Genomic DNA, 15,234 nt, shown 5'->3' on the forward strand with positions numbered 1-15,234 from the left:
GAATTAAGAGGTAAGTAGCTGGACAAAAATATTTACTGTCATTGCGAACAAAGTGAAGCAATCCCAAACCCTTGCGATTGCTTCGTTTCACTTCGTTGCACTCGCAATGACATTGTGTAATTAATTCTGTCCGATTACTTATACAGATTTGATCTTATGAGTTGATCTCAATCGTCATCATTTCTTCTTGATTTCTTCCAAGGGCCCCAGATTGCGAGAGTAATACCAGGACTTTGGATATTAACGAACAAAACTTTACCATCAGGTGAGAAGGTAGCGCCAGCAAATTCACCACTTTGGAGGGCATTACGTGCAAATTTATAGACTTCGCCACTGGGAGTAATACCGATCAAGAAATTGTCTCCATCTCCGTCCTCGCAGAGAATGAGATCGTCAAAAGGTGCCACAACTAAGTTATCGGGCATGTCGAGTTCATCTTTAGATTGAGACTCTACAAACAGTTCAATTGTCTCTTTACCGGGAGTGTAACGCCAAACTTGGCCGCCCCCCACAGGGCCGCCACTCGTAGCGCAAAAGTAAAATTCACTTTTGCCATTCTCCTTAGTGTAGTAAATGCCTTCCCCACGGATAAATTGAGCTGCACCTAATTTGTAACCTTCTACTCTGACAGTATCTCCAGTAGTTGGGTTTGGCTCAGTAATTGTCACCCAATCTACACGAAACTTCTGCCCCACATTAAATTTAATAGGATTATTCAAGGCATTTGAAGTGTTGACCCCAGGTCTATCTATAATCCTCAGAGCTTGAAGAATACCTCCTTCTGCTAACTTGCCAGGCACGTTCGGGATAAAACGGTAGAAGAGGCTATCTCCTCGATCTTCAGTTTGATAGACAATTCCAGTTTTGGGGTCTACAGCAACAGCTTCATGATTAAACCGTCCCATAGCAACTAGAGGCACTGGCTCTACAGGAGAGGTGTCGCTAGATGGAACCTCAAAGTTATAACCGTGTAACTTCGTGACTCCATTAGTTGCAGTTGGTATTGTTGTATCTTCTTCACAACTAATCCATGAATCCCAGGGAGTTGGGCCACCTGCACAGTTACGAATGGTTCCACTTAGAGAAGTGAAGTGTTTGATTAGCTGAGGCTCATCATCAAGATCGACAAGCAGAGTTGTAGTGCCACCTTTAGCAATGGGATCGTAAGGATTCGGCCCTTGTACTCGCGAACCAGTCAAACCAGTACCAAGTTCGTGATTGCGAACTAGGAGTACTGAATTCTTGCGATCGCGACCCTTAAGACCAGGATAATTTTTGGGAACAGGGAAAGCCGCCATGCCATCATGAGCGCCCGGTACTAGAGTGCCATCAGTCATAAGTTCGCCTGTGCGAGAGAAAGCGCGATACTTAAATCCCTCTGGTAAGTCTAGCAAGCCATTAGGATCTGGTAAAAGCGGGCCGTATCCTCTACCAAACACAGATTTACCATTAGCTTTCCTTGCATAAAGCGCTTCTAAAGGAGACACCATGAAAGTGCCAGCAGCACTTGCACCTGCTAATGCAAAGAATTTACGTCGCGATAAACTCATGAGGATGTTTTAGTTACTTGGAATGCTGAGGAAAAAATAGTTCGTTTTGATTAAGTTTTGGTAATGCTTTATTTAACTTAGAGTTAGTGAATTAAAGATAAATTTTTTAAAGTTTTTAAAAGAATGTAGATTTTATAGTGATAGTGCTTTGGTTCAGATAAGCCCATAGACTTTGCCTAGAGCTATATAAAAAAGCCTATAAACTTAGGTTTAGTAGTTTTGTCTTACTTTTTATAGCGATCGCTACTGTTATGCGATCGGTGTTTGAGGCTCCAATTTTATAGACACTTAAAAGGCAGCTTTTCGCAGACATCACTACATCATGAAAATATTTAAAATTCTTGTACGATAAGGATTAAAGTTAGTAGGAATTTTTTATTGCTTTGCCTATAAAGTACAAGCTCCTGCACAAGACTTCGGTTGACAGCTACTGCTGTTTCTGAACTTGGAGCAATTTTAGGACTTTTAATAGCTGGTTCTTTGAGTAGATTCCTAAAGAAAAAGCCAGCATCTACTTAAACAGTAAACCTGAAGAGTCGAAGCTAGCTTAACTTGTACTGTAATTGATCGCTATTTTAGCTCTAATGACCAAGCAATTTGAAGGGCTAGAACTCCCTAAAATTTGTAGGGGACGTATTTGCATTACGTTCCCTCTTATTTGATTAGATTAAATTTTTTCATTAAGTTTTAGTAAACTTGCTAAAAAGATACCGTGAATCTGCGTATGCCAGCAAAAATTTAAGTATGCGTAAGGATATCTTTTTACAAAGATGCAATAAAGAGAGTTTGATTGAAGACAATCAACTCCTAGATCCTAGTAGCAAAAAATAGTTAACAAATACGCAAAGGTATAAACAATCATGAAAACAATTTTGGCAACATTAGTTGCCTCCTCTACACTGACTGCTAGTGTAGCGATGATGGCAACACTTGACGCTATACCTGCTCAAGCATTTAAAATATTTATTGGCCCAGACTATGGCAGTACTGGGGATACAGGCGCTTCAGCGTTGTTAAATTTTGATTTTTCTCAATCTGGCGATCGCGTCCAGCTAGATCTAGGTATCGAGAATACAACTAACGGAACTAAAGGTCTAGGAGCAACAGCAGCTACTTTAATTGGAGTGGCATACGAGGGGCCAGAAATCGATCCTGATGATATAAGCCTAGCTAGTTACGACAAGTTATCCAGCAACTTTGGCAAACTGTGGAACATTGATGGCGAACCCCCTAATCTTGCTATTCCTGTTTTACAGGGTCTTGGTGTCTTTGATATTGCGTTTAGCCTAGAGCGCGAAAACTTTGATGTTGGCAGCGCCGATGGGGGTTTAAAAGCTGGCGAATCCACATCTGTTCGCTTTCTGTTAAACACTGACTACGCTGCTGATGATTTTTCAAATGTACTGGAAGCAGCAATTAGAAGCAATACTGTGGCGATCGCAGGTCGCTTCGAGCAAGTGAATGCTGGCGGGGGAAGTGATAATGTTCTGGGAGGCATTCCAGCAAACAACTCAGTACCTGAACCAACTACTATGGCAGCATCAATTTTAGCTCTCGGCGGACTTGGGTTCTTGAAGAAGAAATTTAAGCAGAAACAAGCTGTCTAGATTTTGATGACTGATGACTGTAGGGGTACAAGGCCTTGTGCCCCTACTTACAACTGATAGCTGTCAGTATTTCCTCTTCTGCCAAGCCGCTTGAAAGCAGTTGCTACAAAGGCGAGAGCCACTGCTTCACCTTCTGCCATCTTCACTTAACGTATAGCAACCCAACTGTAAATAGGTACACCTTGCCCACCTATAAAAATTGTTTTATGATAGGGCGGCTCTAAATATGGTGAACCTTATTGGGGCGGCTCTGGATGTGAAGTTGTGGTCTCCCAATAGCGTCTTTGCCAAAAAGCGGTTTACACAGTCATTACCACACAGTTTTGCAAAAATCGGCACGGATTGTAGGGGTCGTAACACATCATATTGAGAATTTCGTGTACTTTAGTTTTGATTTCACATCCTTTGTTTTAATTTTTATGTTAAATTTAAAATCTTTTTTATAATCAATACAGCAATCTTTGTATCTCCCAAAGGTTCTTATTTATCCTTAATAAGTGGTAATATTTTTTTAAGAATGCCGAGGATTCTTGTCATAGACGATGACCCAGCAATTTCAGAACTAGTTGCCGTCAACTTGGAAATGGCTGGCTACGATGTCAGCCAAGCTGAAGATGGTATCAAAGGTCAGGCTCTGGCACTCCAGCTACAACCAGACTTGATTATGCTTGACCTGATGTTACCGAGAGTTGATGGATTTACAGTTTGCCAACGCCTACGTCGGGATGAGCGCACAGCTGAGATTCCCGTGCTAATGTTGACGGCTTTAAGCCAAACTCAGGATAAGGTAGAAGGCTTCAATGCTGGTGCAGACGACTACCTCACCAAGCCCTTTGAAGTCGAAGAAATGCTAGCGCGGGTGCGCGCATTATTGCGGCGTACTGACCGCATTCCCCAAGCAGCGAAGCACAGTGAAATTCTTAACTATGGGCCGCTGACCCTCGTTCCCGAAAGGTTTGAGGCAATATGGTTCGGTGAGACTGTGAAACTGACTCACTTGGAATTTGAGCTACTTCACTGTTTGCTGCAACGCCACGGCCAGACCGTTTCCCCCAGCGAAATCCTCAGAGAAGTTTGGGGTTACGATCCAGATGATGACATTGAAACAATTCGAGTGCATATCCGCCACTTGAGAACCAAGCTAGAACCAGATCCCCGACACCCTCGCTATATCAAGACAGTGTATGGTGCAGGATACTGCCTAGAATTACCCAGCGTTCCTCCATCAGCTGAGGGGGTTTCAACATCAACAGTTGAGTGAAATCTCGCTAAATTCGTTGACTTGGTGCTAGAGTTCATAAGTCCGTATCGTCATGTGTCATGCTGAGCGAAATGTAGTGTAGCAAAAACATCAGGGTAGATTCTACCCTACTCTACGAAAAGCCGCCTCTGGATATTTATGAGAAGCTACACTCCGCTTGGCTGTTGAACCTGTAAGGATACCCTACTCTACGAGAAGATGCTGTTTGAGTGTCTACAGGAACGCCTAGAGAATGACGTGCATACCGCTACGAATGAATGCAAAACTGTACTAAGAGACGAATTGGCACTCTCGTTCAGAGAGTGCCAATAGAGGTTAATACTGAAGAAATTGTTTTCCAGTACCAACGGTATGTGAAACGATCGCCCCAACTGGTTGTTAACTTTTTTCTCTTGCATCAAAACTGAATGCAGTTCCTCTTGAAGGGTGCTACCAATATTTATTTCTAAAAATACTGGTTTTGAACCAAAAGGTAAGTCTTTTACAATGTATCGATGATTTTGATGTAATTTATCGCTTTTTGCGCCACACTGAGGACAAATTTGTGCAAATCTATAAATATTTAGGGCTTGCTGAAAAAGTCGTGAAAAAACAACAGAAGAATTAAGTAGGTAATCAGGCAGGAGTGAAGATAAGTTTTTGTTGTCTGCAATTAATCAAAACATTACTTTCGTTAATCAAAGAAGCGAAAAAAGATGTTATTTTGAAAAATTGACACAAAAATCGACAAAAAAGCCGTAATAACAGGGTAGAAAGATTCATAACTAAAAAAGTTAGGGCAATAGAAGTTAAAGACGTGTGAGGCAGTTTAGCCATGACTCTACCAAGGCTAAATCGTCTTTTACCTTGTCCGAATTTACCTTCAATAGAGTTACGAATCAGTTCATCATCAGCGGCTTGTTTCTTTTTTTCAGGACAGACATTTTTCGGTGGTCTACCCAGTGGTGAACCACTCATTCTAATTCCTCTTTTTTGACACCAAGTACGATTTTCCCTTGTCCGATAAATTTTATCAACATGAACAGACTCAGGATAATATCCGGTGTAATTTTTATAGGCTTCTACTTGTGATTTTAAGTCCCCTGATTCGTTAAAATTATCCCAACTAATATGCTCTAAAAATACATAGCCATCAAAGCAACTGACTGAAAACTTTGCCCCAAATTCTACCTCTGCTCTGGCTTTACCACGAACTATTGGACGAATATGTGGTTGACTTAAACTCACAATCCGGTCTTCTATACTGCGTTTTTTATTTTCATATAACCACAGTTGTTGACGATCAACTTCTGCCACTACTAGCAACATCTTATATTGCCTGTTACTCAGTTTTAATAGTGATGTGCCATCTAATATTAGTTGCTGAATGTGAGCTAGGTTTCTTTTGATATATTGCAGTTGCTTTTTGATAGCCTTTCTTCTTTCTTTAAAGTTTACTTTTCTTTTTTTGGCTACTGCTAAATAATCTTTTCTTGCTCTCTTTCGATAGGTTCTTGGTTTGTTGATATTTTTGACCAAGAGGGAGTTATAATAATGTATCTATAATTGTCTCTGTTTGCTTTCTGGCTTGATTTAATAATCCTAAATCTGGATAACTTATGTCTGCTGGCGCACAACTAGCATCTAATATTAATTGTCCTCTATTGGTCGATTCACTTTTTGAATCCTCGACCTCTGACTTTTTTGATTTTACTTCTACCTCCTCTTTACTCTCCAACACCTTCTTGACTATTTCTTGATTGATTTTGTTGACTAAGTTCATATCTATTCTTTCTCGAAAATGAACTAGCATTGAAGGGTCAAATGGCGGTTTATTACTGTAGGCTGACATTCCTATAAAGTATTGCAGATAAGGATTTTCCCTGATCTGCTCAACTGTTTCTCTATCACTTGTTCCTAGTTTCTCTTTGATTATTAATGCCCCCAACGCCATTCTAAATGTTTTCGCTGGTGCGCCTATTTCTTCTGTAAATCTGGCTGCGTATTCTGATTCAAATTCTGACCAAGGTATTATTTTCGCCAAGACCACCCAGCGGTTATCTGAGGCTAGTTTCCCCCCAAATGGTAGTTCAAAACTTTCTGGGGGTGTATCTTGTTTCTGCACTTTTCTATACATTTTAACGCATTTTAGTGCAAGGGTTTTTACTGATTTTACCTCTTATCCTTGACCTTTTTAACCTTTTCTCCCCCTCAATGCCTTGATTTATGTGGGTTTTTCGTTTATTCAGCAAGCCCTATTTATACTTTTAAAATCGCTAACTATACTAAATTTCTCTAATAGGTAAAGACTACAGAGGAGAAGAGGAGTAAATTAATCCCAAATTCATAATTTTGAATTTTGAATTATCTACTCACCGTCTCCTCCGGTACAATCACTTCGTCCGATTTTACTCCTGTTAGGGAGCTAAAGCATTACCACGAATTAGACTACCAAGAGTCTTGGCAGTAATCTTCAATTGAGTAATGGGGTTGGCGGGGACAACTGTCTTATACAGATAGCTATCAAATGTTAGCTTCTGGACATCAAGATCGGCGCACATCTCTACAAAGGCCTCGCGGGTAGCATCGGAACGATAGAACACACTCTGCAAAATGTCTAATACCTTGTAGGTGAGTCCGTATTTTTTATCCCAACGCTTCAGGTAAATCTTGAGGTCATCTTCTGTAGGAATGCGGCTACCACCGTTAGACATTTCCACAACAGTTTCGGCACACATTCGCCCAGACTTAGCAGCAAAGTAAATTCCTTCACCAGAAGATTTGGTAACATAGCCAGCAGCATCTCCTATCAAAGCTATGCGACCGACAACTCGGCGAGGACGGGGATGTTCGGGAATGGGGTGTGCTTCTACTTTAATGATTTTACCGCCTGCCAACTTTTGGGAAGCACGGGCGCGGATACCAGCTTGCAACTGTTTGATACTAGCTTTATGGACGTGCATTGTGCCAGTACCTACAGCCACGTGATCGTATTTGGGGAAAACCCAAGCGTAGAAGTCGGTGGAAACGTCATTGCCGACGTACATTTCGGCAAGGTCGTTGTAATACGCCATTTTGTCTTCGGGTAGACGAATTCGCTCTTGGAAAGCGATCGCATAATTATAATCCCCAGCATCCATTTCTTTGGCAATGCGGGAATTAGCCCCATCCGCCCCAATAATTAAATCCACTTTCAGGGTCTTAGTAATACCCTGTGCGCCACCTTCTGTGTGGTCAACGTAATGGATCGTATAAGGGTCGGTGTTGTTTGTCGGTATATCGAGTTTATGAACGGTGGCATTTATTAAAGTTGCGCCTAATTTTGCCGCGCGATCGCGCAAGAAGCCATCTAGCACTTCACGGCGGCACATTCCTATATATTCTTCTTTGTTTACCAGATTGATATCAACCTCACGATTGGAAGGCGAAATCATTTTCATCTTCCGTACCTGGCGGTCAATAATCTCTGGTGGCAAGTCAAACTCACTCACCATACACAGGGGAATCGCTCCCCCGCAGGGCTTAGCATTGTCTAGCTTGCGTTCAAACAGGTAGGTTTCAATCCCAGCTTTTGCCAGTGTTTCAGCGGCAGATGAACCAGCAGGGCCTGACCCAACAACAGCAACCCGTAGTGTCAAAGGTCTTCTCCCAATCTTGACATTTACCGAAAGCATCGTATCACGGTCTTTTGACTGATTTCGCGCTCTACCTTCAGGTTTTGAGTGAAATGCAATATTCCTTAATCTTTCGATACGATTGGGGGCTGGGTATTAGGGATTAGGTATTGAGTACTGGGTAATGGGTATTAGGTATTAAATAGTAGCTATTGGGAAGAATAAAGAATATTACTTAGTCCCCAGTCCCCAATCACCAGTCCCCATTCCCTAACCCCCTACATGGAAATTTCTTTACTCGACTCTATTACCAGACAAGTCAGCATCATTGCAATTAGGGGATATCAAAAACACATCTCTCCTCATAAAGGCTTTGCCTGCGCCCACCGAGTATTGTATGGTGGCGAATCTTGCTCACAGTACATCAAGCGCGCGATCGCACAGGAGGGGTTAATTGCTGCCGTGTCTAAGTCTCGCGTACGATTTCAAGCTTGTAAACAAGCTAACCAAGTCTTAATGTCAGAGGAGGATGATACAGAATCAACAGAGGAAGAGGCATCAAACCAGCAAAGACCCAAAAAAGTACCAGGGAAAGCTACTCAATCTTCATCTATCAGCAATAACAGTGGCGATAATACCTATTGTCCTGATTGTGCCGATTTTAGCTGCAATTGTATCGAGATAGTCAATGTAATTCCTGATTGTGGTTCTTTAGATTGTGGATCTACTGATTGTAATTTTCTAGATTGTGGTAGTGCTGATTGTAACTTCCTTGATTGCGGCAGTTGTGGTAATTAAATCTTTAAATTCAAAACTATTTCGTATATGGTATAAATAAAACACGGTAAACCTAGCAATAAGCCGTATTTAAAATTGCAGAGGTACAGCAGCAGTGGGTATTGTAGTCGATAATGTATCCAAGCAGTTCGGAAGTTTTAAAGCAGTAGATCGCGTGAGCCTGGAAATCAACAGCGGTTCACTGGTTGCATTGCTTGGCCCATCAGGCTCTGGTAAATCTACTCTGCTAAGATTAATAGCAGGTTTGGAGATGCCAGATAGCGGCAGAATCTTGCTCACAGGTAAGGATGCTACATATCAAAGCGTCCAAGAGCGGAATATTGGGTTTGTGTTTCAGCACTATGCCCTATTCAAGCATCTGACTGTGCGGCAGAATATTGCCTTTGGTCTAGAAATTCGCAAAGCACCAGCGAAGAAAATTAAGGGACGGGTTGAACAGTTGCTGGAATTGGTGCAATTAACTGGACTAGGCGATCGCTATCCATCACAACTTTCTGGCGGACAAAGACAACGGGTAGCCTTAGCAAGGTCACTAGCTGTAGAACCGGATGTCTTATTACTAGATGAACCGTTTGGGGCACTTGATGCGAAAGTTCGCAAAGACTTGCGAGCATGGTTACGCCGCCTCCATGATGAAGTTCATGTTACCACAGTTTTTGTCACCCACGACCAAGAAGAAGCAATGGAAGTCTCTGATGAAGTTGTGGTGATGAATAAAGGATGCGTAGAACAGGTGGGGACACCGGCAGAAATTTACGACAATCCGGCCACGGCATTTGTCATGAGCTTTATCGGCCCGGTGAATGTCTTGCCCAATACGGCAAAGATTTTTCAAGGCAGTAGGTTTGAAGCTGCACATCCGCAAGTATTTTTGCGTCCGCAAGATGTGATTGTGGAAAAAGATGCTAATGGCGCTACAGCACCAGCCAGAGTGAGTCGGCTAATACATTTAGGTTGGGAAATTCAACTGGAATTAACTTTAGATGACGGGCAAATAGTGACAGCAAATTTAACACGCGATCGCTTTAATGAGTTACAGTTAGAACCACAACAGCGCGTGTTTGTCAGACCAAAGGATGCGAAATCTTTCCCTCTGTATTATTCAATTTAAATAGCGAGTGAATTGAAGGGTGAAGTCTGAAGTCTAAATGATTAAATGATTTAATTTATAACTAGTGAGGAATTGTAGATACATGCCTCACTTCATCCTTCATTACTTTACACTTGGTAACTTCTTTTGGGAGTTATTTATATCCTGCATAAAGTACTAAAACTCGTCCGTTGGCAGAAACTCTGTTAGGAACATTGGCTCGTATTAGCTGTTTTGTCTGGTTGCCGCGTGTTTCTTCAACCCAGGTTTGAAAACCTTGCCCAGCGAAATTAGCCTCGGCGACACCAGCAAAAGAAGCAGAAGCATTAATGATACGAAAGAGCGGATTTCGTCTCTGTTTTCCGTTAGCATAAACATGTCCGCCAAGAAGTTCGGTGAAGCCGCCATTACTGGTTTCAATTTTTGTGCTGCCTACTTCTTCTGTCTTCAAGCCGAGAATCCAAAGCTTAGCACCCTTATTGACTATGCCGATGACTGAGGGATTTTCAGGATTAATCTGTCGCGCCCAAATACTTTGTTTGGGGTTGAGAAATTTTACTCCCGCCATCACAGCGTCCTCAATGAAAAGATCCCCAGTGCCGCTACTTTCCAGATTCAGGTGTTCGATGTCACGAAAGACCACAGTTCGATTAGCAATGCTCCTCCATTTCAAACTAGATTTAGGATATCTGATGGAGAAGTCTTGGATAATTAAAGTTGGTTGAGTGCCATTATCTGCAACTATTTCCCCAGTGCCATTAATCCATCCTTGAGTTCCCATAAATCTCCGCACTTTGCCTCGAAGTCGAAGAGAACCGTTGATGGTAAACTCTCCATTTCTGGGAACTACTACAGTCGTGGCGCCAGAATCAATTGCCGCTTGAAAAGCAGCAGTATCATCCTTGTTATCATTTGATTTTGCTCCAAACTGCTGGACATTCGCCCATGTTTTAGGGTCATCCCAAGCTAGCTTAGGAACTCGTTTAATCGGAAGTTGCAGCGATTCCGAGGGAGAAGGAAACTCAGAAATGGTTCGGTGAGAAGTATATTCAATAATGTTATTTCCTGAAAGTTTATTGACTGCACCTCGTGCATTACTTGTAAGAATATTTTTATAGCCTTTAGCTAAGACATTTCTGGCATAGATAAAGCCACAAGAAGAAATTGCCGAGACATTTTTGGCATCACCACTACCGCTGATATTGGCATTTACTAATGTCAACGTACTTCCCACGTCAATACCTTGGCAAGTATTGCCATTGATAATTGCTGGTACAGAGTTGACACTAAAGAAACTATCCAGACTGATTACTTGTCCGCGATTGAAGATACCAGCTTTATTTTGCTGGCGAACTGTAATGTTCTGCATCGTGACGCTGTTAATAGCACTGTTAGTACGTACTCCGTAATCAAATCCTACGACCTCAACATCCTCAATCAGCATTGGGCCGACTTCACCATGTGTCAACGCCAAGCCTGTTGTTCCTTTCCCATCAGCAGAGATAATCTTGACACTTCGCGTTGCTCCATAATTGTTAGCAACAAAATTCAGACCTTCCGCCCCCGGATTATTCTTTCCGGTATTAATAGTTAGGTTTCTGATTGAGTTGCCAAAGCGTTGAGCTACTAGACTCGCTTTAAATTCTTTAGAATTTGGATCTAAGTCGGGGTCAAATCCTGTAGAAATGACCGGACGAGGCTTACTTGAATTTTGGAACTTGGCAGATTTATCCTTGAGTTGAATAATCACGCCATTTCGGCTTTGGCCTTGCAGTATAGTCCGTTTGTAGTCACTGGCAGAAACATTACCTGGTGGCCAATGCAAGGAATCAGAGATGTTATAAACACCGTTGGGCAAATAGATAATCCGTCCTCCACTGGGATACCGGGTGAGTGCTTTTTGGATAGCTTGCGTATCATCCTTGCCATCGTTGGGTTTAGCCCCATATGCTGTTGCTGTGACATCAATTATTGCTGCACCTTTTGGGAAAACGATATTTTCAGTAGAAGTTCCAGACGGTGGTGATAGAGGTGTTGAGGAGCTAACACCTGCAATATACTGCTGGGGAACACTAGAAGTTTTTCCACCTGCTAAAGCTTGACATAAAAAAGCTGACACCTCTGCGCGACTGGCTGATTGATTGGGTTTGAGATATTTAACGTCAGGATAATTGACAACAAGACGTTTTTCAGTTGCTGCGGCGATTCCACTCTCAGCATAGGCAGGAATGCTACTAGCATCAGTAAAATTACCATTCAAGATAGCGGTGGCAGACTGAGTGGGAGAATAATTTAATCCCTGAGCCAAAGCTACCAAAACTTGAGCGCGAGGAATATTTTGACGGGGATTGAAAACTTGACCGGGATATCCAGACAAGAATTTTGTTTGAGAGGCTGTTTCAATTGCTGTGTAAGCCCAGTAACTCTTGGGGACATCTACAAACTTAATTGAATTGCGTTCCTTTTGTGCATTAGGGAAGGCCTTGCTAATAATAGCTGCAAACTCAGCTCGCGTCACAGAGGCGTTGGGACGGAAAGTCCCATCGGGGTAACCACTGATAATACCTTGACTAGCGAGTTCTGTAATACACGATCGCGACCAGTTGCCACCAATATCAGTAAATTTAGATTGAGCTACTACCGCACTCTTGGGAAATACAATATTTTCTTGCGAGCCTGAGGTTGTTTCCGCAAGTGCAACCCGGCCTTGATTATTGCTATGGTTAACGCTAGTAGTAGCTAAGGTAGCAACTAAGAGTGCGGGAGTGAGTTGTTTTAAAATTGACTTTTGAGAAGGCAACACCAACTTATCTGCTCACAGCTAAATTGACTACTTGACTAAGTATATACTTTCCTATTTTCCTCTAGCAGAGAAATTACGTATGCATCTCTATTCTTTTATAAGATGACAATATCAGTAAGCACCGAAAAGCTAGCTGGATGAAGACAACGATGGTAAACAGAAAGCAGGTTATACAATGGTTACAGACATTTGCAACTCAGATAGAGCAAAATAAAGAATACTTAACTGAATTAGATGCAGCGATCGGTGATGCTGACCATGGTATCAATATGGATCGTGGTTTTAAAAAGGTTATCAGTCAATTAACTGATGTTGCCGATCGCGATATTGGTAGTATTTTGAAAACAGTTAGTATGACCCTGATTTCTAGTGTTGGCGGTGCTAGCGGGCCTTTGTATGGCACATTTTTTCTGCGAGCTAGTACAGTAGCAATTGGTAAGCACGAGCTAACTGGGCAGGATTTGGGGGAACTACTCCAAGCTGGCTTAGATGGGGTGCTGCAACGTGGTAAAGCGCAACTGGGAGATAAGACAATGGTGGATGTACTATCTCCTGCTGTGGTGGCTTTTAGGCAAGCGTTAGAAGAGGGAAAAGATACCACAGCAGCAATGCAGCAGGCTGTAGCAGCAGCTGAGGAGGGTTTGCAGAACACCACGCCGATGTTAGCGAAGAAAGGACGAGCTTTTTACTTAGGGGAACGGAGTGTAGGACATCAAGATCCAGGTGCAACTTCATCTTATTTGATGTTGAAGTGTTTATTAGAAAGTTTAGAAAACAATAGGAAGTGAGCAGGGGGAGCAGGGGAAGCAGGGGGAGATATAAAAAATAACAGACGCGATTAATCGAATCGCGTCTCTAATCCTAACTCCTGTACAGACGCGATTAATCGCGTCTCTCAGCACTTAACTAAATACTCTGTGTTGTAGAGAAGGCATTTGACGACGAACTTGATCCAAACGCGAAGGGTTAATTTCTGCGATCGCAATTCCCGGCTGTTCACCGGCATCGGCTAAAATTACTCCCCAAGGGTCGATAATCACAGCATGTCCATGGGTTAAACGGCGACTGTAGTTGTTACCTGTTTGGGCAGGAGCAATGACGTAGGCGGTATTTTCAATAGCTCTTGCTTGTAATAATACTTGCCAATGGTCTTTGCCAGTAAAGGCCGTGAAGGCAGCAGGTACAAATATGACATCAACTCCTTTGTCTGATAAATGCCGATAAAGTTCGGGGAAGCGGACATCATAGCAAACAGAAAGCCCTATGTTCCCGAGGTTTTCTGAAAAATAGACGGGGGGTAGTTGTTTACCAGCTACAACAGTGCTGGACTCGCGATAGGTGTTGCCGTCGGGAACATTCACATCAAAAAGATGTACTTTATGGTAGCGGGCGAGTTCTTCACCGCTGGGGTTGATAAGTACTGTAGTGTTATGGACTTTGCCTGTATTATCTACTGGAACTGGAAAGCTACCGCCCAAGATCGTAACTTGGAAGCGTTGAGCCATTTTTTTGAGAAATTGTTCGGTTTCAGTTGCGATCGCTTCTGCTCGATCGAGTTTATCTTTTTCTTCTCCCATAAAAGAAAAGTTTTCTGGCAAACCTACCAATTCAGCACCTCGACGCACAGCAAGATCTATTAATTCTTCTGCCTGTGCCAAGTTTTGATGTAGGTCGGGCACACTGGTCATTTGAATAGCCGCTGCTAAATAAGACTTCATAGATTCAACAAAAAACAGTGGATTTTTGGGGGATAGATTCTCAAATATACCGAAAAGAGGGCTGAGTCAGGAGTCAGTTGTCAGTTGTCAGTTATTATTTCTCCCTGCTCCCCCTGCTCTCTTCTTTCCTCATCCTCCTACGGACTCTAGGAAACTAAGCAAAATTCAGGATAAGTTGTTATCAAACCTTAATAAATTCTGTAAACCCTTTGTCTTGTGGATACCTCCATTCTGGTTCAAACTTTTATTGCTGTATTTGTTCTAGCGGATGCTGTCGGTAATATACCAATAGTTTTGATTTTGACTAAAGGCATGACACCAGAGGAAAGAAACAAAGTTATAGATAAAGCCATTATCGTAGCGATCGCAGTTTTGTTGCTATTTGCTTTTGCTGGACAAGTAATTTTAACTTACTTGGAAATCAGCATGGCATCTTTGCGAGTAGCTGGGGGACTTTTATTGCTACTAATTTCTTTGCAAATGCTTCGAGGGGAATTAGATACGCCAATTCTTGAGGAAGGACGCGATGTGGCAATTACGCCACTAGCTTTGCCATTATTAGCGGGACCAGGTACGCTGACGACGGTGATGTTGTTAATGTCAAAATCGCAAAATCCCCATCTTGCAGTGGTGCTGGGTATTGTAGCGGCAATGTTGGTTACTTGGTTAATTTTGCGTTTGGCTAACCGGATAGAGAGTTGGATTGGTGCTGAAGGTGGCGTGATAATAACTCAGCTTTTGGGCTTTTTGTTGGCAGCGCTGGCGGTAGAAATTGGTAGTGCGGGGATTCGAGAGTTGTTTTTGAAGTAGAAAA

11 protein-coding genes and 1 pseudogene are annotated in these 15,234 nt (G+C 42.4%); 6 read left to right on the plus strand and 6 right to left on the minus strand.

Annotated elements, in window-relative coordinates:
* Nucleotides 1-167: 167 nt before the first annotated feature.
* Nucleotides 168-1,550, minus strand: coding sequence for an alkaline phosphatase PhoX (locus RMY31_RS15060; RefSeq protein WP_409877970.1), 1,383 nt, complete (start codon nucleotides 1,548-1,550; stop codon nucleotides 168-170).
* Nucleotides 1,551-2,410: 860 nt separating this feature from the next.
* Here RMY31_RS15060 and RMY31_RS15065 point away from each other — a divergent pair.
* A complete protein-coding gene (locus RMY31_RS15065) occupies nucleotides 2,411-3,157 on the plus strand; it encodes a PEP-CTERM sorting domain-containing protein (RefSeq protein ID WP_409877971.1) in 747 nt (248 codons plus the stop codon).
* A gap of 517 nt (nucleotides 3,158-3,674) precedes the next feature.
* Nucleotides 3,675-4,418 (plus strand): response regulator transcription factor, encoded by a 744-nt coding sequence (locus tag RMY31_RS15070; RefSeq protein ID WP_409877972.1) that lies wholly within the window; start codon nucleotides 3,675-3,677, stop codon nucleotides 4,416-4,418.
* A 437-nt stretch (nucleotides 4,419-4,855) separates the two neighbouring features.
* Here the strand turns inward: RMY31_RS15070 and RMY31_RS15075 are convergent.
* The 3 genes and pseudogenes from RMY31_RS15075 to chlP all read right to left on the minus strand — a co-directional run.
* Nucleotides 4,856-4,957, minus strand: a pseudogene (locus tag RMY31_RS15075) (transposase family protein); the annotation flags it as partial.
* Between the two features lie 76 nt (nucleotides 4,958-5,033).
* Nucleotides 5,034-6,534, minus strand: a protein-coding gene (locus RMY31_RS15080; RefSeq protein ID WP_409877973.1) for an IS5 family transposase whose coding sequence is annotated in 2 segments (ribosomal slippage) — nucleotides 5,034-5,948 and nucleotides 5,950-6,534 — 1,500 coding nt in all. Because the reading frame shifts where the segments join, the coding sequence is not laid out codon by codon here.
* A gap of 280 nt (nucleotides 6,535-6,814) precedes the next feature.
* The gene (gene chlP, locus RMY31_RS15085) at nucleotides 6,815-8,035 is read right to left on the minus strand and encodes a geranylgeranyl reductase (RefSeq protein WP_322662231.1); all 1,221 of its coding nucleotides are present in this window, start codon (nucleotides 8,033-8,035) and stop codon (nucleotides 6,815-6,817) included.
* A 258-nt stretch (nucleotides 8,036-8,293) separates the two neighbouring features.
* Between chlP and yidD the strand changes: the two genes are divergently transcribed.
* Nucleotides 8,294-8,809, plus strand: a complete 516-nt coding sequence (gene yidD / locus RMY31_RS15090; RefSeq protein WP_322662135.1) for a membrane protein insertion efficiency factor YidD — start codon at nucleotides 8,294-8,296, stop codon at nucleotides 8,807-8,809.
* Nucleotides 8,810-8,903: 94 nt separating this feature from the next.
* On the plus strand, nucleotides 8,904-9,920 hold the full coding sequence (locus RMY31_RS15095) for a sulfate/molybdate ABC transporter ATP-binding protein (RefSeq protein ID WP_322662138.1): 1,017 nt from the start codon (nucleotides 8,904-8,906) through the stop codon (nucleotides 9,918-9,920).
* Nucleotides 9,921-10,053: 133 nt separating this feature from the next.
* Here RMY31_RS15095 and RMY31_RS15100 read toward each other — a convergent pair whose 3' ends face one another.
* The gene (locus RMY31_RS15100) at nucleotides 10,054-12,702 is read right to left on the minus strand and encodes an S-layer homology domain-containing protein (RefSeq protein WP_322662140.1); all 2,649 of its coding nucleotides are present in this window, start codon (nucleotides 12,700-12,702) and stop codon (nucleotides 10,054-10,056) included.
* Between the two features lie 149 nt (nucleotides 12,703-12,851).
* Here RMY31_RS15100 and dhaL point away from each other — a divergent pair, with 149 nt between their 5' ends.
* A complete protein-coding gene (gene dhaL / locus RMY31_RS15105; protein WP_322662142.1) occupies nucleotides 12,852-13,490 on the plus strand; it encodes a dihydroxyacetone kinase subunit DhaL in 639 nt (212 codons plus the stop codon).
* A gap of 114 nt (nucleotides 13,491-13,604) precedes the next feature.
* On the opposite strand, the gene RMY31_RS15110 is transcribed toward dhaL, so the two are convergent.
* Nucleotides 13,605-14,420: a carbon-nitrogen hydrolase family protein gene (locus RMY31_RS15110; protein WP_322662144.1), complete on the minus strand. Its 816-nt coding sequence runs from the start codon at nucleotides 14,418-14,420 to the stop codon at nucleotides 13,605-13,607.
* Nucleotides 14,421-14,636: 216 nt separating this feature from the next.
* Between RMY31_RS15110 and RMY31_RS15115 the strand changes: the two genes are divergently transcribed.
* Nucleotides 14,637-15,230, plus strand: a complete 594-nt coding sequence (locus tag RMY31_RS15115; protein WP_322662146.1) for a MarC family protein — start codon at nucleotides 14,637-14,639, stop codon at nucleotides 15,228-15,230.
* Nucleotides 15,231-15,234 lie beyond the last annotated feature (4 nt).

The organism is Dendronalium sp. ChiSLP03b, from assembly GCF_034531165.2.
In the GTDB taxonomy this organism is placed as follows: Bacteria; Cyanobacteriota; Cyanobacteriia; order Cyanobacteriales; family Nostocaceae; genus Dendronalium; species Dendronalium minutum.

Coding starts and splice junctions, on each gene's coding strand:
- RMY31_RS15060 (WP_409877970.1), bottom strand. CDS start 1,550: ATGAGTTTATCGCGACGTAAATTCTTTGCATTAGCAGGTGCAAGTGCT.
- RMY31_RS15065 (WP_409877971.1), top strand. CDS start 2,411: ATGAAAACAATTTTGGCAACATTAGTTGCCTCCTCTACACTGACTGCT.
- RMY31_RS15070 (WP_409877972.1), top strand. CDS start 3,675: ATGCCGAGGATTCTTGTCATAGACGATGACCCAGCAATTTCAGAACTA.
- yidD (WP_322662135.1), top strand. CDS start 8,294: ATGGAAATTTCTTTACTCGACTCTATTACCAGACAAGTCAGCATCATT.
- dhaL (WP_322662142.1), top strand. CDS start 12,852: ATGGTAAACAGAAAGCAGGTTATACAATGGTTACAGACATTTGCAACT.
- RMY31_RS15110 (WP_322662144.1), bottom strand. CDS start 14,420: ATGAAGTCTTATTTAGCAGCGGCTATTCAAATGACCAGTGTGCCCGAC.